This is a genomic window from Celeribacter indicus (genome assembly GCF_000819565.1).
Classification (GTDB): Bacteria; Pseudomonadota; Alphaproteobacteria; order Rhodobacterales; family Rhodobacteraceae; genus Celeribacter; species Celeribacter indicus.
In genome coordinates, this window is record NZ_CP004394.1 from 31,175 (window position 1) to 56,338 (window position 25,164).

21 protein-coding genes are annotated in these 25,164 nt (G+C 68.0%); 9 read left to right on the plus strand and 12 right to left on the minus strand.

The window, feature by feature from the left end:
• Positions 1–461 precede the first annotated feature (461 nt).
• The 9 genes from P73_RS22255 to P73_RS22295 all read left to right on the plus strand — a co-directional run bounded on the left by P73_RS22255 (position 462) and on the right by P73_RS22295 (position 12,812).
• Positions 462–1,736: an aromatic ring-hydroxylating oxygenase subunit alpha gene (locus P73_RS22255; RefSeq protein WP_043872123.1), complete on the plus strand. Its 1,275-nt coding sequence runs from the start codon at positions 462–464 to the stop codon at positions 1,734–1,736.
• The gene (locus tag P73_RS22260; RefSeq protein ID WP_043872124.1) at positions 1,733–2,863 is read left to right on the plus strand and encodes an FAD-binding oxidoreductase; all 1,131 of its coding nucleotides are present in this window, start codon (positions 1,733–1,735) and stop codon (positions 2,861–2,863) included. The genes P73_RS22255 and P73_RS22260 overlap by 4 nt, the downstream gene beginning before the upstream one ends.
• Before the next feature lie 138 nt (positions 2,864–3,001).
• The gene (locus P73_RS22265; protein WP_043872125.1) at positions 3,002–4,648 is read left to right on the plus strand and encodes a BCCT family transporter; all 1,647 of its coding nucleotides are present in this window, start codon (positions 3,002–3,004) and stop codon (positions 4,646–4,648) included.
• 331 nt (positions 4,649–4,979) lie between these two features.
• Complete coding sequence (locus tag P73_RS22270; RefSeq protein ID WP_043872204.1) at positions 4,980–6,233, plus strand: sarcosine oxidase subunit beta family protein; 1,254 nt, start codon at positions 4,980–4,982, stop codon at positions 6,231–6,233.
• A 12-nt stretch (positions 6,234–6,245) separates the two neighbouring features.
• Complete coding sequence (locus P73_RS22275) at positions 6,246–6,548, plus strand: sarcosine oxidase subunit delta (protein WP_043872126.1); 303 nt, start codon at positions 6,246–6,248, stop codon at positions 6,546–6,548.
• Positions 6,545–9,535: a sarcosine oxidase subunit alpha gene (locus tag P73_RS22280; RefSeq protein WP_043872127.1), complete on the plus strand. Its 2,991-nt coding sequence runs from the start codon at positions 6,545–6,547 to the stop codon at positions 9,533–9,535. Before P73_RS22275 ends, P73_RS22280 begins: the two co-directional genes overlap by 4 nt.
• A gap of 13 nt (positions 9,536–9,548) precedes the next feature.
• Positions 9,549–10,121: a sarcosine oxidase subunit gamma gene (locus tag P73_RS22285; RefSeq protein ID WP_043872128.1), complete on the plus strand. Its 573-nt coding sequence runs from the start codon at positions 9,549–9,551 to the stop codon at positions 10,119–10,121.
• A 15-nt stretch (positions 10,122–10,136) separates the two neighbouring features.
• Positions 10,137–11,405, plus strand: coding sequence for a serine hydroxymethyltransferase (gene glyA / locus P73_RS22290; RefSeq protein WP_043872129.1), 1,269 nt, complete (start codon positions 10,137–10,139; stop codon positions 11,403–11,405).
• Positions 11,406–12,812, plus strand: coding sequence for an L-serine ammonia-lyase (locus tag P73_RS22295; protein WP_043872130.1), 1,407 nt, complete (start codon positions 11,406–11,408; stop codon positions 12,810–12,812).
• Between the two features lie 36 nt (positions 12,813–12,848).
• On the opposite strand, the gene P73_RS22300 is transcribed toward P73_RS22295, so the two are convergent.
• The 12 genes from P73_RS22300 to P73_RS22355 all read right to left on the minus strand — a co-directional run bounded on the left by P73_RS22300 (position 12,849) and on the right by P73_RS22355 (position 25,073).
• Positions 12,849–13,754 carry an NAD(P)-dependent oxidoreductase gene (locus P73_RS22300; RefSeq protein WP_043872131.1) on the minus strand — a complete coding sequence of 302 codons (906 nt, stop codon included), beginning with the start codon at positions 13,752–13,754 and terminating at the stop codon, positions 12,849–12,851.
• A 40-nt stretch (positions 13,755–13,794) separates the two neighbouring features.
• Positions 13,795–15,492: an NAD(P)-binding domain-containing protein gene (locus tag P73_RS24655; RefSeq protein ID WP_052453629.1), complete on the minus strand. Its 1,698-nt coding sequence runs from the start codon at positions 15,490–15,492 to the stop codon at positions 13,795–13,797.
• Positions 15,489–15,803, minus strand: a complete 315-nt coding sequence (locus P73_RS22310; RefSeq protein WP_043872132.1) for a carboxymuconolactone decarboxylase family protein — start codon at positions 15,801–15,803, stop codon at positions 15,489–15,491. Before P73_RS22310 ends, P73_RS24655 begins: the two co-directional genes overlap by 4 nt.
• A 40-nt stretch (positions 15,804–15,843) precedes the next feature.
• On the minus strand, positions 15,844–16,740 hold the full coding sequence (locus P73_RS22315) for an NAD(P)-dependent oxidoreductase (protein ID WP_043872133.1): 897 nt from the start codon (positions 16,738–16,740) through the stop codon (positions 15,844–15,846).
• The gene (locus P73_RS22320; protein WP_043872134.1) at positions 16,737–17,699 is read right to left on the minus strand and encodes an NAD(P)-dependent oxidoreductase; all 963 of its coding nucleotides are present in this window, start codon (positions 17,697–17,699) and stop codon (positions 16,737–16,739) included. Before P73_RS22320 ends, P73_RS22315 begins: the two co-directional genes overlap by 4 nt.
• A gap of 118 nt (positions 17,700–17,817) precedes the next feature.
• Complete coding sequence (locus P73_RS22325) at positions 17,818–18,657, minus strand: enoyl-CoA hydratase/isomerase family protein (protein ID WP_052453630.1); 840 nt, start codon at positions 18,655–18,657, stop codon at positions 17,818–17,820.
• An 11-nt stretch (positions 18,658–18,668) separates the two neighbouring features.
• Complete coding sequence (locus P73_RS22330) at positions 18,669–19,475, minus strand: SDR family oxidoreductase (protein ID WP_043872135.1); 807 nt, start codon at positions 19,473–19,475, stop codon at positions 18,669–18,671.
• A 124-nt stretch (positions 19,476–19,599) separates the two neighbouring features.
• On the minus strand, positions 19,600–21,219 hold the full coding sequence (locus tag P73_RS22335) for a GMC family oxidoreductase (protein ID WP_043872136.1): 1,620 nt from the start codon (positions 21,217–21,219) through the stop codon (positions 19,600–19,602).
• 48 nt (positions 21,220–21,267) lie between these two features.
• Positions 21,268–22,362 carry an amidohydrolase family protein gene (locus tag P73_RS22340; protein ID WP_245629303.1) on the minus strand — a complete coding sequence of 365 codons (1,095 nt, stop codon included), beginning with the start codon at positions 22,360–22,362 and terminating at the stop codon, positions 21,268–21,270.
• A gap of 87 nt (positions 22,363–22,449) precedes the next feature.
• Positions 22,450–23,217: an ABC transporter permease gene (locus P73_RS22345; protein ID WP_043872137.1), complete on the minus strand. Its 768-nt coding sequence runs from the start codon at positions 23,215–23,217 to the stop codon at positions 22,450–22,452.
• A 3-nt stretch (positions 23,218–23,220) separates the two neighbouring features.
• Positions 23,221–24,024, minus strand: a complete 804-nt coding sequence (locus P73_RS22350; RefSeq protein WP_043872138.1) for an ABC transporter ATP-binding protein — start codon at positions 24,022–24,024, stop codon at positions 23,221–23,223.
• Positions 24,021–25,073, minus strand: a complete 1,053-nt coding sequence (locus P73_RS22355; RefSeq protein ID WP_043872139.1) for an ABC transporter substrate-binding protein — start codon at positions 25,071–25,073, stop codon at positions 24,021–24,023. Before P73_RS22355 ends, P73_RS22350 begins: the two co-directional genes overlap by 4 nt.
• Positions 25,074–25,164 lie beyond the last annotated feature (91 nt).

Here is a 25,164-nt window from a genome sequence, read left to right on the forward strand (position 1 = left end):
AATTTCCGGGCGGTGTGCAAACCCGCGGCATGGTCGATTTTCCGCCCTTGTCCGGCACTGTCGCATTTCTACTGGCAGTTTGACTTAAGGCTTCTGCCAGAAACGGTGCGAGCCGCCAGAATTCGGGGATCGTCCCGGTTCGGCCGGGGCGGATGAAGAGCAGGTTACCTGCCGAGATCAACAGGGAGATCGAGGTGCGAATGACGGTCCTCGCCAAAGCCCGTGCCCCGCGCGGGCCCGATCGCATAGCCGGGTGCCGCATCCGGCCTGCGGCCCGGAGACGCGCCGGTGCCGCCGCGGGCGGCCGGTGTCGCAATCTTTCGGTTTGCAAAGCCCCCCTCCCCGATCCGCGCCGGGCCCGCGTCCCCGTCCTTCCCCGTCCGACAGGGCGCCCCCGGCGGGGCGGCCCGCGTCCGACACACGGCTCTTTGCCACCCAGCATCAGCGTAGGTATGTGAATCATGCGTGATACCGTCGACATTCAGGAGCTCGTGGAGCGCCGCGAGAGCTACAGGAGCCTCGAGGCGCCGTTCTACAATTCACCGGACATCTTCGCGCTCGACATCGAGGCGATCTTTGGCAGGAACTGGATCTTCGTTGCCGTCGAACCGGAACTTCCGGAGCCGGGCGATTGCGTCACCGTCGAGGTCGGCGGCGCCTCGATCCTGCTGCTGCGCGGGGATGACGAGGAGATCCGCGGCTTCCACAACGTCTGCCGCCACCGCGGCGCGAAGCTCGTGGACGAGAAATCCACGACGATCGGCAACATCGTCTGCCGGTACCACGGCTGGACCTACAACGAGGATGGCGAGCTGATCCTCGCCGAGCACATGGGCAAGGATTTCGACAAGTCCTGTCACGGGCTGCGTCCCGTCCATGTGCGCTCCGTCGCCGGTCTCGTCTTCATCTGCCTCGCAAAGGAGGCGCCGGGCGATATCGAGGATCTGGCGAAGACGATGGAGCCCTACCTGCTGCCGCATGACATCCGCAACTGCAAGGTGGCCTTCCAGTCCGACCTGATCGAGGAGGGCAACTGGAAGCTGACGCTCGAGAACAACCGCGAGTGCTACCATTGCGAGGGCAATCACCCGCAGCTCACCGTGCCGCTGTCCGAATTCGGCTTCGGCTTCTCGCCCGACGAGGTGGACGAGCGCCGGTCGGCGGATGTGGCGAAATATGCCGAGGACGTGAAGGCGAACCATGCCCGCTGGGAATCCTGCGGCCTGCCCTCGGCGGAGGAGGAGCACCTGTCGAACGTGACGGGGTTCCGCACCATGCGCCTGCCGCTGATGTGGGAGGGGGAATCGCACACGCTCGACACCAAGGTGGCGTCGAAGAAGCTGCTCGGCGATTTCACCGACGCAAAGCTCGGCGGGCTGAGTTTCTGGACCCATCCGAATTCCTGGCACCATTTCATGAGCGATCATGTCGTGACCTTCTCCGTGCTGCCGCTCTCGGCGGACCGCACGCTGGTGCGGACCACCTGGCTCGTGCACAAGGACGCGATCGAGGGGCAGGATTACAACCTCGACAACCTCACGCAGGTCTGGACCTATACCAACCAGCAGGATGCCGATCTCGTCCGCCTCGCGCAGCTCGGCACCCGGCAGCCGGCCTATCGTCCCGGCCCCTATTCGCAGTTCACCGAACCGCATGTGGAGGCGTTCTGCGCCTGGTACATCGCGCGCCTCGGGGATCATTTCGCCAAACCCAACGCACAGATGGCGGCGGAATGACCCGGACCGCGACACCCGACAGCGCACAAGGGGGCAAGGTGCAGCGAGAGGAGACTTTCACCGAGGCGACGCGCGTGCCGCTTTGGGATCCCGAACATGACGACGTGCTCGTGTGCCGCCAGGTCCGGCAGGAAACGCATGACGTGAAGACCTTCGTCTTCTCGGCGCGCGAGCCGCGCACCTTCCAGTTCTCGCCGGGCCAATACATGACCTTCGAGCTTCCGGTCGAGGGGATGCTGACGCGGAGCTACACGATCTCCGCCTCCGCCGCGCGCCCCTACCGGATCTCGATCACGGTAAAGCGCGTGCCGGGGCGGCCGGGGTCGAACTGGCTGCACGACTACATGGTGCCGGGCAAGGAGGTGAATGTCTCCGGCCCCTCCGGCGACTTCACCACGGATGCGACCAAGGACGAGAAGCTGCTGTTCATCTCCGCGGGCAGCGGCATCACGCCGCTGATGTCGATGACGCGCACGGCCTGCGACCTCGCCGAGCCGAAGGACCTGCATTTCGTCCATGCCGCGCGCACGCCGCAGGACATCATCTTCCGCCGCGAGCTCGAGCTTCTGGCGAGCCAGAACGCGGGCCTGCGGCTCGCCTTCACCTGCGAGACCTCTTCGGCCTCCGACAGCTGGGGCGGCTTTGTCGGGCGGCTCAACCTGACGATGCTCGGGCTGATGTCGCCGGATTTCATGAACCGCAAGGTCTTCTGCTGCGGTCCGGGGCCCTTCATGGACTGCGTGCGGACCATGCTCGCGGAGGCCGGGTTCGACATGTCGCGCTATTACGAGGAAAGCTTCGATTTCGGCGTGCTCACCGCGACCCCGATCCCGGAGCCGACGGTCGCCCCGGAGATCAGCGGCCAGACCTATCGCATCAGCTTTCCGAAGACCGGCCATGTCGTCGAATGCCATCCCGGCATGACCATCCTGTCGGCGGCGCGCGAGGCGGGGCTCCTGCCCCTGTCCTCCTGCCAGCGCGGGATCTGCGGCACCTGCAAGTCGAAGCTGCTCTCGGGCAATGTCGACATGAAGCACGGCGGCGGCATTCGCAAACGCGAGATCGAGCAGGGCAAGATCCTGATCTGCTGCTCGACCCCCCTGACGGACGTCGAGGTCGAACTCTGACGCCCTGATCCCATCCTCCCGCGACGGTGCCCGGCAACCCCGGCCCGCCGCGCGAGGCCCCCCGAAAGGCAAAAGAAGGGCGGTCCAACCAGCCCTCGAGAAGGGATTCGTCCCGCCCATCAACATGGAGGTTCATCTATGACTGACACACGCAACCTGTCCGGACCGGCGGAGACCCCGCCCGATCCCGTCCCGGAGGGACTGATCGAAACGGACTACAATCTCGGCCAGGACAATATCGAGGGCAGCATCGGTCCCGTCGCCTTCGACGTCCACAACCCGGTCTTCGCGATCTCCGCCCTCTCCGTCATCGCCTTCGTGATCTACACGCTGGCCTTCCCGGCGCAGGCGAACGAGGTGTTCACGGCGCTGTTCTCCTTTGCCACCAAGGGGTTCGACTGGTTCTTCCTCGGTGCGGCCGATATCTTCGTCATCCTCTGCCTCGTCGTCGTGGTCAGCCCCTATGGCAAGATCCGGCTCGGCGGCCGCGACGCGGTGCCGGATTTCAGCTATGCGAGCTGGTTTTCCATGCTCTTTGCCGCGGGCATGGGCATCGGGCTCATGTTCTACGGCGTCTCCGAACCGCTCAGCCATTTTTCCTCCTCGCTGGGCGGAGTGGCCGTGGGCGCGGATGGCCTGCGCACGGACTGGGCCCCGCTCGGCGCCGCGGCGACGCAGGAGGAGGCGGTCCGGCTCGGCATGGCCGCCTCGATCTTCCACTGGGCGCTGCACCCCTGGGCGATCTATGCCATCGTGGCGCTGAGCCTTGCGCTTTTCTCCTACAACAAGGGCCTTCCGCTCACGATCCGCTCCGTCTTCTACCCGATCTTCGGGGAGCGCGTCTGGGGCTGGCCGGGGCATATCATCGACATTCTTGCGGTCTTCGCGACGCTCTTCGGGCTCGCCACCTCGCTCGGCCTCGGGGCCGCGCAGGCGAATTCGGGCTTCAACAAGCTCTTTGGAATGCCGATCGGCCCCGGCTGGCAGGTGGTGCTGATCGTCGCGATCACCGCCATCGCGCTGTTTTCCGTCATCCGCGGCCTCGAGGCGGGGGTGAAGCTGCTTTCGGAGATCAACATGGGTGTGGCGGTCCTGCTGCTGGTCTTCGTGCTGATCGCGGGACCGACGCTGCTGCTCGCGAGCGACACGCTCGAATTCCTCGGCGCCTATCTGCAATATCTCCCGGCGCTGTCGAATCCGGTGGGTCGCGAGGACGTCAACTTCATGCAGGGCTGGACGTCGTTCTACTGGGCCTGGTGGATTTCCTGGTCGCCCTTCGTGGGCATGTTCATCGCGCGTGTCTCCCGCGGGCGGACGGTGCGCGAATTCATCATCTCCGTGCTGCTCATCCCCTCGCTCGTCTGCGTGATCTGGATGTCGATCTTCGGCGGCGAGGCGATCAGCCAGGTCGTGCGCGAGGGCTACACCGCCGTGCAGGAGGCCGAGCTGCCGCTCCAGCTCTTCGCGATGCTCGACGCGCTGCCGCTGGCGGGGATCACCTCGCTCATCGGAATCGTGCTCGTGGTCGTCTTCTTCGTCACCTCGTCGGATTCCGGCTCGCTGGTGATCGACACCATCGCCGCCGGTGGCAAGGTCGATGCGCCGATGCCCCAGCGCGTCTTCTGGTGCGTGTTCGAAGGCGTGGTCGCGATCGTGCTGCTGCTTTCGGCCGGCGGGCTGTCGTCGCTTCAGTCCATGGTGATCTCCACCGGGCTGCTGTTCACCGTCGTGCTTCTGGTGATGTGCGTGGCGATCTGGCGCGGGCTGGCGAGCGAGCCGCGCTGACTTCGGGGGACAGTCCCCGGTTCCCCGACCACCGCCGGGCGCGCATCGTCCGGCGGTGGCTTTTCCGTCTTTCCCCGCCCCGGCCGCCGGACTGTCCCATGAACCGCAGCACAGGATATGAGATTTGCGACAGGAGTTTGCCCCGGATCTGCCCGTTTCCGGGGCGGTTCATGCCCCCGGAAACGGGATCGGATCGCCAGAATACCGGGCCAAAACGACAAAAACATGACGGTGACGCATACCTTCGGCGCCTGTGGCGCAAAAGTCCGATTATTCGGACGGCGAAGGCGCGATCATTCCCCCGAACCCTCTCCTGAGAGAAAGCTGCACGATGACTCGCTTCAACGCATTCACCCTTTTGAAAAATGCCGTGACCGGGCACAGGAACTGGACCGAGCAATGGCCGGACAGCGAGCCCAAGGCCGAATATGACGTCGTCATCGTCGGCGCGGGCGGTCATGGCCTCGGCACGGCCTATTACCTCGCCAAGGAGCACGGCATCACCAATGTCGCGGTGATCGACAAAGGCTGGCTCGGCGGCGGGAACACCGGGCGGAACACGACGATCATCCGCTCGAACTACCTCTACGACGAAAGCGCGCGGCTGTTCGACCATGCCGTCGACCTGTGGGAGGGGCTGAGCCAGGAACTGAACTACAACGTGATGTATTCGCGCCGCGGTTGCCTGATGCTGGCGCATAACGTGCATGACGTGCAGAGCTTCAAGCGGCACATCCATGCCAACCGGCTCAACGGCGTCGACAACCGCTGGCTGACCACCGAGGAATGCAAGGAGTATTGTCCGCCGCTCAACATCTCGAAGGAGGCGCGCTATCCGGTGATGGGCGGTGCGCTTCAGGAACGGGCGGGCACGGCGCGGCATGATGCGGTCGCCTGGGGCTATGCCCGCGGCGCGGCGGCGCGGGGCGTGGACATCATCCAGAACTGCCCGGTGACGGCGATCCGGCGCAACCCGGACGGCTCCGTGGCGGGCGTCGAGACCGCGAAGGGCTTCATCCGCGCGAAGAAGGTCGCCGTCTCCGCCGCCGGGCATACCTCCGTCGTGATGCAGACCGCGGGCGTGCGCCTGCCGCTCGAGAGCTATCCGCTCCAGGCGCTCGTCTCCGAGCCGGTGAAGCCCTGCTTCCCCTGCGTCGTGATGTCGAACGCGGTCCATGCCTATATCAGCCAGTCCGACAAGGGCGAGCTGGTGATCGGCTCGGGCACCGACCAGTATACGAGCTACAGCCAGCGCGGCGGCCTGCCGCTGATCGAGCACACGATCGCCGCGATCACCGAGGTCTTTCCGGTCTTCAACCGCATGCGGATGCTGCGCAAATGGGGCGGCATCGTGGATGTGACGCCGGACCGCTCCGCGATCATCTCGAAGACGCCGGTGCAGGGGCTCTATGTCAACTGCGGCTGGGGCACGGGCGGGTTCAAGGCGACGCCGGGCGCCGCGCATACCTTTGCCTGGACCGTCGCGAAGGACGAACCCCATCCGATCAACGCCCCCTTCACCCTGGAGCGGTTCCGCACCGGCCGCCTCATCGACGAGGCCGCCGCGGCCGCCGTGGCGCATTGAGGAGAGACGCCGATGCTTTTGATCCATTGCCCCTATTGCGGGGAAACCCTGCCGGAAGCCGAATTCGCCTATGCCGGCGAGGCGCATGTGGCGCGTCCCGAGGCGCCGGCGTCGCAGACCGATGAGGAATGGGAAAGCTACCTGTTCATCCGCACCAACGTGAGGGGGCCGCATTACGAACGCTGGCGCCATGTCCACGGCTGCGGGCGGTTCTTCAACGCGGTGCGCGACACGGTGAGCGATCGCTTCCACACCACCTACAAGGCGGGCGATCCGCGTCCCGACCTCTCGGCACTCCTGGAGGAGCAGAAATGAGCAGCTATCGCGTGCGCGGCAAGGGGCGGATCGACGCCTCCCGGCCCATCGTCTTCACCTTCGACGGCAAGCCCTACACGGGGGTGAAGGGCGACACGGTCGCCTCCGCGCTCCTGTCCCACGGGGTGCATCTCATGGGGCGGTCGTTCAAGTACCACCGCCCGCGCGGTGCCGTCGCGGCGGGGTCTGAGGAGCCGAACGCGCTGATCGGCACCCGCCGCGGGCCGGGCCGGTTCGAGCCGAACACCCGCGCCACGGTGCAGGAGATCTGGTCCGGGCTCGAAACCGGGTCGCAGAACAAGTATCCGAGCCTGAAATGGGACATCGGCGCGGTGAACGATGCGGCCTACATGCTGTTTTCCGCGGGGTTCTACTACAAGACCTTCATGTGGCCGAAGAGCTTCTGGCACAGGGTCTACGAGCCGTTCATCCGTGCCGCCGCCGGGCTCGGCGTCGCGCCGACGGAGGAGGACCCGGACAGCTATGCCTCGCGTTACCTGCATTGCGACCTGCTGATCGTCGGCGCCGGACCCGCCGGGCTTGCCGCGGCGCGGGCGGCGGCGGGCACGGGCCTGTCGGTGGTGCTGGTGGACGAGAACGCGGAGATGGGCGGCACGCTTCTGTCCGAGCCGCAGGTGCGGATCGACGGCACGCCGGCGTGGGACTGGCTCGACGGCGAACTCGCCGCGCTGAAGGCGGCGGGCGTGAAGCTGATGACCCGGACCACCGCGATCGGCTATTACCACGAGAACATGATCGGCCTGGTCGAAAAGCTGACCGACCACCTGCCCGAGCTGCCCGAAGACACGCCGCGGGAGCGGATGTGGCGGGTGCGCGCGAAACAGGTCGTTCTGGCGCAGGGCGCGCTGGAGAAGCCGCTGGTGTTCCATGGCAACGACCGTCCGGGCGTGATGCTCGCGGGCGCGGCGCAGACCTATCTGAACCGCTTCGGCGTGAAGGTCGGGGATGCGCCGGTGGTCGTCACCTCCCATGACAGCGCGTGGTATGCGGCCTTCGACCTCCAGGATGCGGGCGCGCATGTCCAGGCCATCCTCGACACCCGCGCGACGCCGCGCGAGGACCTTCAGGCGGAGGCGCGGGCGCGGGGCATTCCGGTGAAGCTGTCGCACACGGTGACGGCGACGGCCGGGCGGCTGCGGGTGAAGAGCGTGCGGGTGAACCCGGTGAACGGCACCCATGTGGGTGCGGGCCGCTGGATCCGCTGCGACGCGCTGCTGATGTCGGGCGGATGGACGCCCTCGCTGCATCTGTTTTCCCATACGAAGGGCAGCCTCGTCTGGGACGAGGACCGCACCACCTTCCTGCCGGACGAGACGCCCGAGGACTGCGTCATCGCGGGCGCGGGCCGGGGTCTCTGGGGGGTCGAGGCGGCGCTGCGCGACGGGGCGGAGCGGGCGGCCGAAGCTCTCGCCGCCCTCGGCCAGTCCGCCGCAGGCACGCGCCACCGCGTCGCCGACGACCGGACGGGCACGGGCGTGACGATGCGCGAACTGCCGACCGACCGCAATCCGGGCAAGGCGAAGGCGTTCGTCGATTTCCAGAACGACGTGACCGCGAAGGACCTGCGCCTCGCCGTGCGCGAGGGCATGCGTTCGATCGAGCATGTGAAGCGCTACACGACGAACGGCATGGCGACCGACCAGGGCAAGATGTCGAACATCAACGGGCTGAACATCGCCGCCGACGCGCTTGGCAGGAAACAGCCGCAGGTGGGGCTCACGACCTTCCGCCCGCCCTATACGCCGACCAGTTTCGGCGCCTTCGCGGGTTATCACCGCGGCGCGCATTTCGAGGTGGTGCGCAAGACGCAGATCGACGGCTGGGCCGAAGAGCACGGTGCGGTGTTCGAGCCGGTCGGGCAATGGCGCCGGGCGTGGTATTTCCCCAAACCGGGCGAGACCATGGACCGGGCCGTGGCGCGCGAATGCGCGGCGACGCGGGCCTCTGTCGGCATCTTCGACGCCTCCACGCTGGGCAAGATCGAGGTGGTCGGCCCCGATGCGGTCGAGTTCATGAACCGCATGTATACGAACCCCTGGACCAAGCTCGCGCCGGGCCGATGCCGCTATGGCCTGCTGCTGGGCGACGACGGCTATATCCGCGACGACGGGGTGATCGGGCGCATGGGCGAGGACCGCTTCCACGTCACCACCACCACCGGCGGTGCCGCGCGGGTGCTGAACATGATGGAGGATTACCTCCAGACCGAATGGCCGGAGCTGAATGTCTGGCTCACCTCCACGACGGAGCAATGGTCCACCGTCGCGCTCAACGGGCCGAATGCGGCGAAGCTGCTCGCGCCACTGGTCGAGGGTGTGGAGCTGACCGAGGAGGCCTTCCCGCACATGTCCTGCGTGGAATGCACCGTCGCGGGCTTTCCGGCGCGGCTGTTCCGCGTGAGCTTCACCGGCGAGATCGGGTTCGAGGTCAACGTCGCCGCGCCCTATGGCCGCCAGCTCTGGGAAAAGCTGTGGGAGGCGGGCCAGCCCTACGGCATCACCGCCTACGGGACGGAGACCATGCACGTGCTGCGCGCCGAGAAGGGATATATCATCGTCGGCCAGGACACGGACGGCACGGTCACGCCCTATGACGCGGGCATGGGCTGGGCCGTCGGGAAGAAGAAGCCCGATTTCGTCGGGATGCGCGGGCTCGCGCGGCCGGACTTGCAGGATGCGAACCGCAGGCAGCTCGTGGGCCTGCTGACCGAGGACGGCAGCAAGCTCGAGGAAGGGGCGCAGATCGTCTTCGATCCGACACAGCCGATCCCGATGAAGATGGTGGGCCATGTGACCTCCTCCTACGACACCGGCACGACGGGACGGCCGATCGCGCTGGCGCTGGTCGAAGGCGGTCACGCGAGGGAGGGGGAGACGGTCCATATCCCCATGCCCGACCGCACCATCGCCGCGAAGATCACCGGGACGGTCTTTGTCGATCCCGAAAACAGCCGCCTGAAAATCTGATCGGAGGTCAGACATGTCCAAGCATATCTCTTCCCTCGCCCCCTCGGTCGCGGCGGATGCGTCCATCGTGGCGGAGACTTCGGCCGCGCGCGTGGCGGTGTCGCCGCTGACCGGCCGGATCTCGCTGCGGGCGCGCGGCGATCTCGCGGCGTTCGACGCCGCGCTCGGCATCGCGCTTCCGACACGGATCGGGGCGCGGGTCGGCGCGACCGGGATCGAGGCGGTCTGTCTCGGCCCCGACGAATGGACCCTGCTCGTGCCGCTCGACCGGATCGGGCAGGTCGAGGACGCCCTTGCCGCGCTCTACCCCGCCCGGCCCCATGCGGTGACGGAGATCACCGGGCGCGAGGTGACCTTCGCGATCGAGGGGCCGCGCGCCGCGGACCTGCTCACGATCGGCTGCCCGCGCGACATCGCGGCAATCCCCGTGGGCGAGGCGCGCCGCACGCTGTTCGACGGGGCGACCGTCGTGCTCTGGCGCGATGCGGCGGACCGCTTCCGCATGGATGTCTGGAACAGCTTCGTCCCCTTCCTTGCCTCAACCCTCGAGACCGGCTGCAAGGAACTTGCCGCCGAAGCCGTATGACAAAGGATCATCCGCATGTTTGACCGCCTGCAAAAACACGAGATCGCGGACGCCGAGATCGCCTCGGCCATCGCCGAGGAGCTGGAGCGTCAGCAGACCCAGATCGAGCTGATCGCCTCCGAGAACATCGTGTCCCCCGACGTGATGGCCGCGCAGGGCTCCGTTCTGACCAACAAATATGCCGAGGGCTATCCGGGCAAGCGCTATTACGGCGGCTGCGAATTCGTGGACAAGGTCGAGACCGTGGCCATCGACCGGCTGAAACGCCTGTTCGGCGCGGAATATGCCAATGTCCAGCCGCATTCCGGCGCACAGGCCAACCAGGCCGTGTTCCTTGCGCTGCTCGAACCGGGCGACCGGATCATGGGCCTGTCGCTCGCCCATGGCGGCCACCTTACTCATGGTTCGCCCGTGACCATGTCGGGCAAGTGGTTCGACGTCGTCTCCTACGAGGTCGATGCGGAGACGCATCTGATCGACATGGAGAAGGTGCGGGAGAAGGCGCTCGAGACCCGGCCGAAGCTGATCGTCGCGGGGGCCTCCGCCTATCCGCGCCGGATCGACTTCGAAGGGTTCCGCAGGATCGCGGACGAGGTCGGCGCCTGGCTGATGGTGGACATGGCGCATTACGCCGGCCTGATCGCCGGGGGCAGATATCCCAATCCGGTGCCGCATGCCCATGTCACCACCTCCACCACGCACAAGACCCTGCGCGGCCCGCGCGGCGGCGTGATCCTCACCAATGACGAGGCGATCGCGAAGAAGCTCAACTCCGCCGTCTTCCCCGGCAACCAGGGCGGGCCGCTGATGCATGTCATCGCCGCGAAGGCCGTGGCCTTCGGCGAGGCGCTTCAGCCTGCCTTCGCCGATTATGCCGGCCAGGTGATCGACAACGCGCAGGCGCTGGCCGATGTGCTGAAGGTCGGCGGCCTCGGCATCGTCTCCGGCGGTACGGACAGCCATATGGTGCTCGTCGACCTGCGTCCGAAGGGCGTGACCGGCAAGGCGGCGGAAATCGCCCTTGAACGCGCGGGCCTGACCTGCAACAAGAATGCGATCCCGAACGACCCGGAAAAACCCTTCGTCACCTCCGGCATCCGCCTTGGCACCTCCGCCGGCACGACGCGCGGGTTCCGGGAGGCCGAATTCGAACAGGTGGGGTCGCTCATCCTGCGGGTGCTCGACGCGCTGGCGGAGAACGCCGGGGGCGATCCCGAAGTCGAAGCCGCGGTGCGCGCCGAAGTGCGCGCCCTCTGCGACGCATTCCCGATCTACGGAGCCTGAATGTTCCTGTCGGTGTTCGACGTCTTCAAGATCGGCATCGGGCCCTCGTCCTCGCATACGATGGGCCCGATGGTCGCGGCTGCGCGGTTCATCGACGACCTGCGCGCGGGCAAGGGCAAATATCCCGGCTGCGGTCCGCTTTCGCGGCTGTCGGCCACGCTCTACGGGTCGCTTGCCTTCACCGGCAAGGGCCACGCGACGGACCGCGCCGTGATCCTCGGGCTTTGCGGGCTGCTGCCCGACACGCTCGATCCCGACGCGGCGGAAGGGCTGGAACAGGCGGTGCGCGAGGACCGGAAGATCCGGCCCGAGGGGCTGCCGGAGCTGGATTTCGATCCGGCGCGGGATCTCGTCTTCGACTACGGTCCGGCGCTCGAGGGCCATGCCAACGGGATGATCCTGCGCGGCCATGACAGGGACGGGAACATCTACTACGCCCAGACCTATTACTCGGTCGGCGGGGGGTTCATCATGACCGACCGCGAACTCGAGGCGGCCGCGACCGGGGCCTCGCTGCATGATGAGCAACAGGCGCGGCACTTCCCCTACCCCTTCGGCAGCGCGCGGGAGATGCTGGAGATGGGCCGTGCGGCGGGCCGGAGCATCGCGGAGATGAAGCGCGCCAACGAACGCAAGGTCCATGGCGCCGATCTCGAGCCGAAGCTCGACCGCATCCTCGCGGCGATGAACGACTGCATCGACCGGGGGCTGTCGCAGGAGGGCATCCTGCCCGGCGGCCTCAACGTGCGGCGGCGGGCGAAGGGCATCCACGAGTCGCTGATGGCCGAACAGGGGCTGAACGTCACCGCGCCCCATGTCGTCAACGACTGGATGAGCGTCTATGCGATGGCGGTGAACGAGGAGAACGCCGCCGGCGGGCGGGTCGTCACCTCCCCCACCAACGGCGCGGCGGGCGTGGTGCCGGCGGTGATGCGCTATTACCGGCATCACTGCACCGGCGCGACGGAGGCGAAGCTGCGCGATTTCCTTCTGGTCGCGGCGGCGATCGGGGGGCTGATCAAGCACAATGCCTCGATCTCCGGCGCCGAGGTCGGCTGTCAGGGCGAGGTCGGCTCCGCCGCCGCGATGGCCGCCGCCGGTCTCTGCGCGGTGCTGGGCGGCACGAACGAACAGGTGGAGAATGCCGCCGAGATCGCGCTCGAACACCACCTGGGCATGACCTGCGACCCGGCGGCGGGCCTCGTGCAGGTGCCCTGCATCGAACGCAATGCGCTCGGCGCGATCAAGGCGGTGTCGGCCGCCTCGCTGTCGCTGCGCGGCGACGGGCGGCATTTCATGCCGCTCGACAACTGCATCCAGGTGATGCTCGAGACCGGGCGCGACATGAACCTGAAATACAAGGAAACCTCCACCGGCGGCATCGCGGTCAACCTGCCGGAATGCTGAGTGGGGCCGCGCGGGCGCGTTCCCGCGCGGGCCGCGTCACGTCTCCTGCCCCGGCGGGTCGATCAGCCGGGCCATTTCCTCGTAGACCTTGACCACCGCGACCCCGTCCTCGCTGCCATAGCCCTTGCAGCGGGCGAGCTGGTACATCTGCTGCGCGAGCGTCGCCATCATCATCGGCACGCCGAGCGACTTGCCGAGCTCGATCTGGTGGCCCATGTCCTTGAAGGTCACGTCGAGCCGGATGCCATCGAAATCCCGTTCGAGCCAGCGCGGCCCCATGTATTGAAACGCGACGCTGTTGCCCGTCGCCTCCCCGATGAGGGAGACCATCTGTTCCGGGTCGAGCCCCGCCTTCTGCCCGAGCACGAGCGCCTCGGCAACCGCGACCCAGCCGACCTGGACGAGCATGTTGTTCACGAGCTTCATCGCGAGCCCCTGCCCCGCGTCCCCGAGGTGGATCACCTGGGCCGTCATCGCGTCGAGCACCGGGCGGCAGGCCTCCAGATCCTCCGCCGCACCGCCGACGAAGGCCTTCAGCGTGCCCTCGCGCGCGCCCTTCTCCATGCCGCTCACCGGCGCGTCGATCAGCCCGACGCCGAGCGGCCGAAGCTCGCGGGCGAAACCGCGCACCGCCTCGGGGTCGATCGTGCTCATGCAGATGATGCGGTCGCCCGGCTGTGCCTGCCGCGCGATCCCCTCGGCCCCGAAGATCACCTCTTCCACCTGCGCGGTCGTGTCGACCATCAGGACGGTGATGCGGGCCTTTTCCGCCACCGCCGCCGGGCTGTCCGCGACCTGCGCGCCCTCCGCGGCGAGCGCCTCGCAGCGCGCGGGGGCGATGTCGCGCACGATCAGCGGAAATCCCTTTCTGAGGATATTGGTGGCCATGTGGATGCCCATCATGCCCAGACCGATGAATCCGACGCTGTCTTTCCTGTCCATGCTGACCTCTCCTTCCTGGTGGTCCGGTGCCGGCGGGGTCTCAGCCGGCATGTTCCGAATAGGTGACGCCCGCCATCGCGCCGATCGTGTCCGCGATCCGGTCGAGATTGGCACCGGGTCCGTGTTCGTGGAGGCTGGTCTGGAACAGGCCGCGCACGACATTGGCGATGGTCATGGGCGCGCCGACCTTGCTGCCGATGTCGCAGGCGAGGCGCAGGTCCTTGACCATCAGGCTCATCGCGAATTCGGTGGTCGGGCTGTCGCTGCGCAGCGCCGGCAGGATGCGTTCCGCCCCGCCGTTCCAGCCCGCGCCCGCGTTGACCGGCCCGATCATCCGGTCGAGCGTCAGCCCCGACAGGCAGGCGGCCGCGACGCATTCGAGCGTGATCGCGCGGTTGCAGCTCGCCACCGCGTTCTGCACGAGCTTTGCCGCGTGCCCGGTCCCGACCGCGCCGCAATGGACGATGTTCGGGCTGATCTCGGCAAGCATGGGACGGACCCGGCCGAAGGCAGCGGGATCGCCGCCGCAGATGATCGCGATCGTGCCCGCCACCGCGCCGCGCGTGCCGCCCGACACCGGCGCGTCGAGCATCGTCACCCCGCGCGTGGCGAGTTCCGCCGCGATCTCCTGCGTGATCGAGGGATCGCCGGTGGTCTGGTCGAGCAGGATCTTTCCGGGAGAAAGCCCCGTGGCCAGCCCGTCCGGGCCGAAGACGACCTCGCGCACGATCTCGGACGTCGGCACGCAGGTCATCACCACGTCGCAGGCGCGGGCGAGCGCCGCGGGCGTGTCGGCGGCGGTGGCCCCGGCCGCGACGAGCGCGGCGACCTGCGCCGGGTCGGTGTCGTAGACCATCACCGGGCGCGACAGCAGCAGCCGCCGCGCCAGCGCGCCGCCCATCCTGCCGAGGCCGACATAGCCCACGGTCAGGGTCTCCGCTTGCGCCGGGTCCGCCATGTCGGGCGGCGGCGATCCGGCGTCCGGCGCGAAATCCGCGCCCGCCATATGGGCGACCTGCGCGGCGAGGTCGTCGACCGTCGCGGCCGGCCCCAGGCGGTTGAGCGTGGCGCGGGCGAGACCCTGCGCGAGCCGCGCGGCCATCAGCGGCGCGCCGGTGCGGTTGCCCGCCGCGACCGCCGCGTCGAGCGTCCCGAGCGCGTCGGCGAGCGGCAGGTCGCTGCTGCCCCGGCCTGCGGCGAGGCGCGGCAGGACGATCCGGGAGATGCGGTTGCGCCCGGAGCCCTTGCTGATCACCTCCGCCATGCTGTGCAGGTCGAGCCCGAACCGGCGCCCCATCGCCACCACCTCGAGCGAGGCGATCCGCGTCGACAGCGCCAGCGTCTCGGTCAACCCGTGCATCGCCGCCGCGTCGCCCGGCACCGTGCCGCAGGCGAAGACCGAAAGATCCGGCGCCTCCACACGCGCGCCCAGCCGGTCACAGGCCGCCTCGGGCCCGGCGATCAGGAGCGAGGGCGGGCAGTCCGGCACATCGGTGAAATGCGCGGCGAACACCGCCTCGACCAGGGTCGCGTCGCGGGCGGCAAGGGCGCGCGCACGTTCCGCCAGCGTGTCGCGATCCGCCCCGGTCATGTCGACCACCAGCCCGCCCGCGGCAACCGGCGGCGGCGTGGTGAACGCCGCGGCGTCGGTGGCGACCAGGATATCGCCGGGACCTTCGAGCGCCGCGCGCAGCGGGTCCGGCAGGGGCCTCCGCCGGCCGGCCGCGCCGCCGCTCATGCCTCGCCCTCGAAGAGCGCGAGCCCCGCCTTGCCGGCGTTCACCGCGCAGGGCCAGCCCGCGTAGAAGCCGACCTGCACCACCAGCCCGCGCAGCTCGTCGGCGGTCACGCCGTTCTCCACCGCGCGGCGCATGTGATGGGCGAGCTCCTCGTTCTTGCCCAGGGCGGCGAGCACGGCACAGGTCACGAGGCTGCGGTCGCGCGGGCCGAGTTCGGGCTGTTTCCAGACGTCGTTGTAAAGCACCTCGTCGCGCAGCCGCCCGAGCTGCGGGATAGCCTCGTACATGCGGGCGTTCGCGGATTTTTCCATGTCGTGTTCCTCCCTTAGGGTCAGCGGATGGACCGGACGCTCAGCCGTCCGGGGTGAATTCCGTACCGGATTGCGCGGCGACGAAGCCCGCGATCTCGTCGAGCTTCGCACCGGGGGCGAGCGTGTTGGAGGCGGCCTGGAGCATCGCGCGGGCCATCTGGCCGAACTGGAGCGGTGCGCCGGACTGCTGGCCCAGCCCGGCGGCGAGGTTCAGGTCCTTCAGCATCAGGTCGAGCGCGAAATCCGCCGGCGGTCCGCCCGCGGCGATGTTGCGCAGCATGACCTCGCTCGAGCGGCTGCGCGCGCCGCCGCTGTTGAGCACGTCGGTCATCACGTCGAGCGAGAGCCCGTTCTTCACCCCCATCGCCACGCCTTCGAGCATGGCGAAGCGGTTGCAGGTGGAGATCATGTTGTTGATGAGCTTCATCACCTGTCCCGCGCCGATCCCGCCGCAGCGGGTGACGTTCGGGCTGATCTGCGCGAAGACCGGCGCGAGGCGGTCGAGCGTTTCCGCCTCGCCGCCGGTCATGATCGCGATGGTGCCCGCCTCGGCGCCGCGCGCGCCGCCGGAGACCGGCGCGTCCACCATGGCGACGCCCGCCTGCGCGAGCTCCGCGGCCATGGCGCGGGTCTCGATCGGGTCGCCGCTGGTCTGGTCGACGACGATCTTTCCGGCGGTGAGCCCCGCGCTCGCGCCGCCCTCGCCGAACAGCACGCGGCGCACGTCGGCGGAGCGCGGCACGCAGATCATCACCACGTCGCAGATCCGCGCCAGCGCCTCGGGCGAGGCGGCAGGCGTCGCGCCGAGCGCCTCGAACTCCGCGCGCGTGCCGGGGTTGAGGTCGAAGACATGCAGCGGCCGCGACAGCAGCAGCCGCCGCGCGAGCGCGCCGCCCATGGCACCGAGGCCGATATATCCGGTTACGAGATCCGTCATGCGTCGTCGCCTTTCTCCTGGTCTTCCGCCGCGCCGCTGTCGATCATCGTGCGGCAGATGTCCTCGTAGATGCGGATGATGCCGGTCGCATCCTCGCTGCCCATCCCGTTCGCGCTGCCCATGCGGAAGACCTGGAGCGCGAGGGCCGGGAGCAGGAGCGGCACGCCGAAGGATTTGCCGAGCGAGAGTTCCAGCTCCATGTCCTTGACCGAGATGTCGAGGCGGACGCCGTCGAAGTCGCGGCGGATGATCCGGTCGGCGCGGTACTGGAAGGCGGCGCTGTTGCCGGTCGAGCGGCCGATCACCTCCTTCATCACCTTCGGGTCGAGCCCGGCCCTGTGGCCGAGCATCATCGCCTCGATCGCAGCGATGGAGCTGACGTGGTAGAGCATGTTGTTGATGAGCTTCATCGCGAGCCCCTGGCCGATGCCGCCGACATGGATGATCTCCCGCGTCATCGGGTCGAGCACATGGCGGCAGGCGTCGAGCGTCTCCGCCGCGCCGCCGACATAGGCGCGCAGCGTGCCCTCGGTCGCGCCCCTGATCATGCCGACCACCGGCGCCTCGATCATGCCGATCCCCTGCGCGGCAAGCGTGTCGTGCATCTCCCGCACGCTCAGCGGGTCGATGGTGCTCATGCAGATGACGATATCGCCCGGCCGGGCGGCGCCGACGATCCCGCCGGGGCCGACGATCACGTCGCGCGACTGCGCGTCGGTGTCGACCATGGTGATCACGATCCGCGCCGCGGCGGCGACGTCGGCGGGGCTTTCCGCGACGGCCGCGCCCTCGCCCGCGATCTCGGCGGTCTTCGCCGGGTCGATGTCGCAGGCCACGAGCGGCAGCCCGGCCCTGCACAGGTTGCGCGCCATGCCCATGCCCATCTGGCCGAGGCCGATGAAGCCGATCCTGTCGGCGCGGGTCGCCCCGCCGGTGTGCTGCGTGGTTTCAGTGCTCATCGGGTCTTCCCCTTGCGTGGTTGCCGCGGCTCTGGACTGTCGGCGGACCCGCGCGGGATGCGGCGCGGGGCCGGTGGGGCCGGGCGCGGACGACGGCCCCGCGCCCGGCGCCCGGCGGTCACTCGGGCTTGACCGAGGCGGGCAGGCCGTCGTTGTAGTCGCCCCCGGTGGCCGCCCCGATATAGTCGGGCTTGCGTTTTTCGATGAGGGCGGAGAGGCCCTCGCGGAACTCGGCGCTCGACATGGCGAGCACCTGGCCGAAATCCTCGTAATCCATCATCTCCGCGAGGCTGGTCTCGAAGGACTTGAGCATGATCTGCTTGGCCAGACCCATCACCTCCGCCGGACCCTCCGCGAGCTTCGTGGCGAGCGCGAGGCCCTCGGCATCCACCTCCTCGTCGGGGACGACCTTGAGCGCGACGCCGTTCTCGACCGCCTCCTCGGCGCTCCAGGTCGCGCCGGTATAGAGGAAGTTCCGGGTGCGGGAGAGGCCGATCATCCGCGGCAGGGTGAACATCGTCAGGCAGTCGGGGACCACGCCGAGGCGGAAGAAGCCCGCGCCGAACTGTGCCGAACTGCCCGCGATCAGCACGTCGGACATGAGCGCGAGGCCCATGCCGCCGCCGATCGCCATGCCGCGCACGCCGCAGACAACGGGCCGGTTGAGCGAGACGAGCGGCGGGAACAGCGCCGCGGCATGGCGGAAGCGGCGGTGCACCGGCCAGGGATCGGCGGCCTTGGTGAGCATGCGCAGGTCGCCGCCGGCGCAGAAGGTCGGCCCCTTGCCGGTGAGATAGACGGCGCGCACGGTGTGGTCGTCCTCGATCTCGCGCACGATGTCGCGCAGCGAATAGCGCATCTCGCGGGTCAGCGAGTTGCGCGCCTTCTCGTTGTCGAGCCGGATGACGAGGACCGGACCGACCTTTTCGGTTTCCACATGGGGATAGGACTTGATCATCTCCGCCCCCCTTATTGCGCCGCGGCGAGCTTCACGCCGGTGCTCGACCGGCTGCGGTTGCGCCCGCCGTCGACGACGATATCGGCGCCGGTGACATAGGCGCCCGCATCCGAGCAGAGGAAGACCGCGGCATTCGCGATGTCGCTCGTGCGGCCGAATTCGCCGAGCGGGATGGAGGAGAGTTCGAGCTCCTTGCGCCCGGCCTCCTCATAGATGCGCTTCACGCCCTCGGTGTCGCCGATGGCGCCCGGCGCGATGGTGTTGCAGCGGATCCCGTCCGGCCCCCATTCGCCGCAGAGGGTGCGGATGAGCGACATGATCCCCGCCTTCGCCGCCCCGGCATGGGCGCAGCCCGGCCAGCCCTCGAGCGCGCGGGTGGTGGAGATCGCGATGAAGCGGCCGCCGAATTTCGACGCTTTGAGCGCGCCATGGGCGGCCCTGGCGCAATAGAACGTGCCGTTGAGGTCGATGTCGATCACCGTCTTCCACGCGTTCACCGACATTTCCGCGGCCGGAACGACGAAATTGCCCGCCGCATTCGCCACCATGATGTCGAGCGCGCCATAGGTGTCGACCGCCGTCTTCACGGCGCGTTCGACATCCTCGTAGTTGCGCACGTCGGCCTGGACCGCGATGGCCTCGCCGCCGAGCTCCGTGATCTCCTTCACCGCGCCTTCGAGGCGGTCGGGGTTCCGGCTGGCGAGGACGAGTTTCGCCCCGGCGCTGGCAAAGGCTTTCGCGATCCCGAACCCGATGCCGCCACCGCCGCCCGTGATGATCGCGACCCGGCCTTTCAGCGCATCCTCTTTGAAGGTCATGTCATTTGCTCCTTGAACACTTGCGTTTCCGTCCCCCGGAGGGCGCGCCCGCGGCCCGCGTCCGGCAGTTCGGTGAAAGCACAGCAATCCGGGTGCCAAAACCGCCCGTCGGGGCGCGGACGGGTCAGGATTTCGCGTCCTCGAGCACCATGGCCGCGCATTTCTCTCCGACCATGATGCAGGGCACGTTCGTGTTGCCCGAGGGGATCGTCGGCATGATCGAGGCATCCGCGACGCGCAGCCCGGCGATCCCGTGCACCCGGAGCCGGTCATCGACCACCGCCATCGGATCGTGCCCCATGCGGCAGGTGCCGACCATGTGGTGCGTGATCTGGCCGGTGCTGCGCAGGAAGTCGAGGATCTCCTCGTCGCTCTGGATCGAGGGGCCCGGCTGCAACTCCTCCGCGATGGTTCCGGCGATGGGATCGGCGGCGATGATCTCGCGTGCCTTGCGCACCGCCTCGACCGCGACGCGGCGGTCGGTTTCGGTCTGGAGAAAGCGGAAGTGGATCGCGGGCGGTTCGGCGGGATCTGCGGAGCGGGCATGCAGGCTGCCGGTGCTCTCCGTCCGCTGCACATGGCTATACATGAAGAAGCCCTCGATCGGCGACATCTTGCGGTCCTCGCCGCGCTTCAGCTCGATCAGGTAGGGCGCCACGACCATCATGATGTCGGGATTCTCCAGATCGGGACGCGAGCGGCAGAACACCCGCATCGTGCCGATGCCCTGGGAGATGAAGCCGGTGCGGAACAGGCCGTAGCGCAGGATTTCCCTGAGCAGGCCGAGGCCGCGCCCCATTTTCGCGATGGAGATCCCCTCGCGGTTGAAGCGCCATTTCAGGATGCCCGCATAGTGGTCGCGCAGGTTCTCCCCCACCCCCGGCAGCTCGTGCACCGGCGCGATGCCGATCTGCGACAGGATCTCGGGATTGCCGATGCCCGACAGTTCGAGGAGCTTCGGGGAATTCGCCGTCCCGCAGCAGACGATCACCTCGCGCGAGGCGCGCGCCTCGTGCTCGCGCCCGTCCTCGCCGCGGTAGCGCACGCCGACGCAGCGCCTGCCCTCGAGGATCAGCGCCGAGGCCTCCGCCCCGGTGACGATGGTGACGTTGCCCCGCCTGCGCGCCTGGGCCAGGTATTGCGTCGCGGTGCTGCTGCGCATGCCGCGATGGACGGTCTGCTGCGCCATCGCCACGCCGTCCTGCGCCGCGCCGCTGTAATCGGGATTGCTCGGGATGCCGACGGCATTGGCGGATTTGATGAACAGGTCGTAGAAGGGAGAGATCTTTGCCGCCTCCGTAACCCTGATCGGCCCGGAGCGCCCGCGATAGGCATCCTCTCCGAGCGTGGTGCTTTCGAGCTTCTTGAGGAAGGGCAGCACGTCGTCGTAGCTCCAGCCGCGGCAGCCCATCTGCGCCCATGTGTCGTAGTCGAGCTTCTGGCCGCGGTTGTAGACCGTGCCGTTGATCGAGCTCGATCCGCCGAGCATCTTGCCGCGCGGCACGTAGATGTTGCGGTTGGCGAAACTCTCGTGCGGCTCGGAATAATAGCGCCAGTTCACCTTGGGATTGTTGACGAGAAAGACCGTGCCCGCCGGCGGCTTGGTAAAGACGTACCCCGGTCCCTTGGTGCCCGCCTCGAGGCAGAGCACCCGGTATCTGCCGGATTCGCTGAGCCGGCCGAGGACCGCACCGCCCGCCGAGCCGGAGCCGACCACGATGAAATCATATGCGTCGGATGTCATGGATATGCCTTTCCTGAATATACGTCCTGTTTCCCCGTCCGTCCCGGCTCAGCCCCCTGCCAGTTCCGGCGCAAGCCGGTAGGCGCGGCAGGCCGTTCCGGCGAAGAGCGCGGTTTTCTCCGCCTCCGTATGGCCGGCGGCGAGGCGCTTGTAGGTGTTCCACAGCGTGCGGTAGGACACGCCGCAGCGGTCCACGGGGAAATTGCTCTCGAACATGCAGCGCGCCGGGCCGAAGGCCGCGATGCAGGTTTCGACGAAGGGCCGCCAGGCTTCGGCAAGCTCGTCGGAGCGCGGCGGGCGGTCGCGGTCGATGAAGTCGAAGCCCATGCCACGCATCGCGAGCCCGCCGATCTTCATGTAGAGGTTCGGCCGTTCGGCCAGCGCCCGCACGCCGTCGCGCCAGAGGCGGAAGGTCTCGTCGAGATCCCGCGCATAGGGACCGTGACGCGCGAGGCCGGCGATGTGATCGACCACGATCACCGTGTCGGGAAAGGCATCCGCGAGAGCGAGGAGCTCGGGGATCTGCGGATGATAGATATGCGCGTCGAAACTCAGCCCGAGCGGCGCGAGATGGGCGAAACCGCGGCGGAACTCGCCGTCGCCCAGCAGGCCGCGCGGCGGCGGCACCTTCAGCATGTTGACCTCGGGGTCGGCGTCCCAGCCCGCCATCTGGCGGATGCCGCGGAACCGGTCCGGCGCGCGGGCGGCGGCGGCCAGAAGCACCTCACGCGCCCGGTCCCCGAGCCGCAGGTCCACCCGCCCGACGATCCCCGCGCAGGCACGGATCCCGCCATGCCGGCCGCTGGCGAATTCCGCCGCGACGCCGTTCACGTATTCGATTTCCCCGAGGCTCGCGAAGTCCGGGTCGCCGCCGGTGCGATACATGGAGCTGCATTCCATGTAGACGGTCGCGCGGATGCGGTGGCCGTCGGTGAGGTCCGCCAGGAGCTCGGGCAGGAAATAGGGCGCCTTGCGCTGCCAGAGGTGGTGATGCGCGTCGACGATCGGGCGGTCGGGGTCGATCACCTCCTCGACGGTCAGCGCGAGCCAGTCGTCGTCCCATTCGTGCAGCGGCGGCAGGCCGCGGTTGCTCGTCGCGTGACCCCTCCGCGGGGGCCTGGCCGGAGGTGGCATGTCGGTCATGGCAAACTCTTCTGTCCATGTCGTCGGGGATGGGACCCCCGGCGCGTGGCGCCGGATGTCCCGCTGGTGCGATGGGGCGCGGCGCCCTCAGATGCTGAATTCGCGCTTTTCCGTGGTCCGCTCCCAGGGCATCGCGATGCGGGCCGCGACCGAGACGCCGTAGTTCAGCAGGGCGGCCAGCGCGACGATGGCCACGAGCGCGGCAAAGACGCCGGCCGTGTTGAAATCGCCCGCCGCGCTCGACAGCAGGAAGCCGAGGCCCCGGTTGGAGGCCATCAGCTCGCCCACGACCGCGCCGATCAGCGCATAGGGCACGGAGATCCGCAGCCCGGCAAAGACCCAGGTGATCGCGGAGGGGATCACGACCTTGGTCACGACATGCCCTTCCTTCGCGCCCATCAGCTTGAGGATCGCGATCATCTCGCGGCTCACGCTGCGCACCCCGGTGTAGGTGTTGAGGAAGACGAGGAAGAAGCAGATCGTCGCGGTGAGCACGATCTTCATCTCGAGCCCGATCCCGAACCAGAGGATGAACAGCGGCGCGAGCGCCAGTTTCGGCAGGCTGTAGAAGGCCATGATGAACGGGTCGAGCACCTCCGCCAGCCGCTTCGCCCGACCGAGCAGAAGCCCCACGGCGATCCCCACGGCGGCGCCGAGAAGGAAGCCGAGGAAGGCCTCGAAGGCGGTGATGGCCGCGTGATAGAAGAGATCGCCGTTCGAGATCCAGCGGCCGAGCACATCGGCGACCTTGCTCGGTTTCGAGATGAAGAATTCCGCGATCAGCGCACCGGAGGCGAATTCCCAGGCGAGGATGACCGCGACGAGGATCACCAGGCGGATCAGGATCAGTTTCATGGCTTACACCGCCTCCTCTTCTGCGATATCCGGGGCCATCTCGTCCCAGAGTGTCGCGGTCAGTTCGACATAGCGCGGGTCGTGGCGCAGCCGCATGAGATCGCGCTCGCGTTCGAGCGGGATGTCGAGCACCGTGCGGATCGTGCCGGGACCGCGCGTGAAGATCGCGCAGCGATCGGCGAGCGCCACCGCCTCGTCGAGATCGTGGGTGACGAAGAGCACCGTCTTGCCCAGCGAGTGCACGATGCTGCGCAGCTCCATCTGCATGCGCAGGCGGAGCTGCGCATCGAGCGCCGCGAAGGGCTCGTCGAGCAGCAGTGTCTCCGGGCTGTAGGCCAGAAGCCGCGCCAGCGCGCAGCGCTTGCGCATCCCGCCGGAGAGCTGCGAGGGATAGCTGTCGACGAATTTCGTCAGGCCCACGAGATCCGCGAGTTCCGCCACCCTGTCCCGGCGCTCGCCGCGGGACAGGCCCGCGATCTCGAGCGGCACGGCGATATTCGCCGCCACCGTGCGCCAGGTCAGAAGGTGGTCGTTCTGCGTCATGTAGCCGACATGGCCGTTGTAGCCCTCCACGGGGTTGCCGTCGTAGAGAACCTTCCCGCCCGAGGGCGGGAAGATTCCGGCGATCATGTTGAGCAGGGTCGACTTGCCGCAGCCGGACGGCCCCACGAGGGTGATGAATTCGCCGCGCTCGACCGTCAGGTTGATATCCCGCGAGGCCTCGACCGGGCCGTTGGGGGTCACGAAGGTCTTTGAGGCGTTTTCGAAGACGATGAGATCTGTCACTGGATCATCCACCCGCGTCATTCGAGCAGCGCCGTCGCGGCAGTCGTCGCCTCGTCGGTGACCGTCTCGGAGATGAGGTTCTCGTCGATCTGCTGGTCCGAGAAGCGGTTGTAGAAGGCGATGACGTCCCGCATCGTCTGATCGTCCATGTCGAGCGTCGTGGGCACGCTCATGGTCTGGTCCTCCCACACGCGCTGGAACAGGTCGCGGTCCATGTCGGAATAATAGCCGTCGTACACGGCCTGCCCGACCTCGGCGTTGCGCTCCGGGTCGTGAACCGCATCCATCGCCATCTTCAGCGCCGCGGCCAGCCGTGCCGCGGTGTCGGGGTTGTCCTCGAGCCAGCCGTCGCGGGCCATCATCCCGATGTAGAAATAGCCGTCGAGCGCGGGCAGCTCGCCTGCCGCCATGTTGATGAGGATCACGCCGTCGACTTCCTGTTCGGCGATGTGGATATGCGGCGGCGAGGTGGAGAAGCCGTCGATCTGGCCGGCCTGCATCGCGCTCATGTAGGTCGCCGCGTTGTTGCCCATGGCGACGAGTTCCACGTCGCGGTCGGGATCGAAGCCCGCCTCCGCGATCACATAGCGCGCCGCCTGGTCGGCGCCGCTGCCCGGACCGGAGATCGCGATGCGCGCGCCCTTGAGCGCGGCGAGCTTCTCCTCGAGCGGACTGTCCTTGGTGACGCCATGTTCCTCGGCCCAGTCACGGGTGACGACGATGCTGCTGGTGAGCTGCCGCACGATCGGGGCGAAGATCTTGATCGGAACGCCCTGCTCGCGGGACTTGAAGGCGGTCGCGGTGGAGCCGAGGTAGACATCCGCATCCCCGCTCACCATCGCGGCGAGCGCCTTGGAGCCGGAGCCGGTGCGCACCTCCTCGATCTCGAGGCCGAGATCGTCGAAATAGCCCATCGTGTTCGCGGCGAAATAGGTCAGGAACGCGAAGCTCTTGGTGGAGTGGCTCATCACCACCTTCTGATCCTGGGCGGCGGTCGGGGCGGCTGCCGCCAGGCCGGTGAATACGACCGACATGACCTTGCATGCCGTCATCAGTCTTGTCTTGAACATTTGATCCTCCCTGTTCGTGGCCCGGCGACATATCCTCCTTGCCGGGCCAGCCTCCGCCCCTGGCACGGGGCGGACAGGGAGGACTGACGCA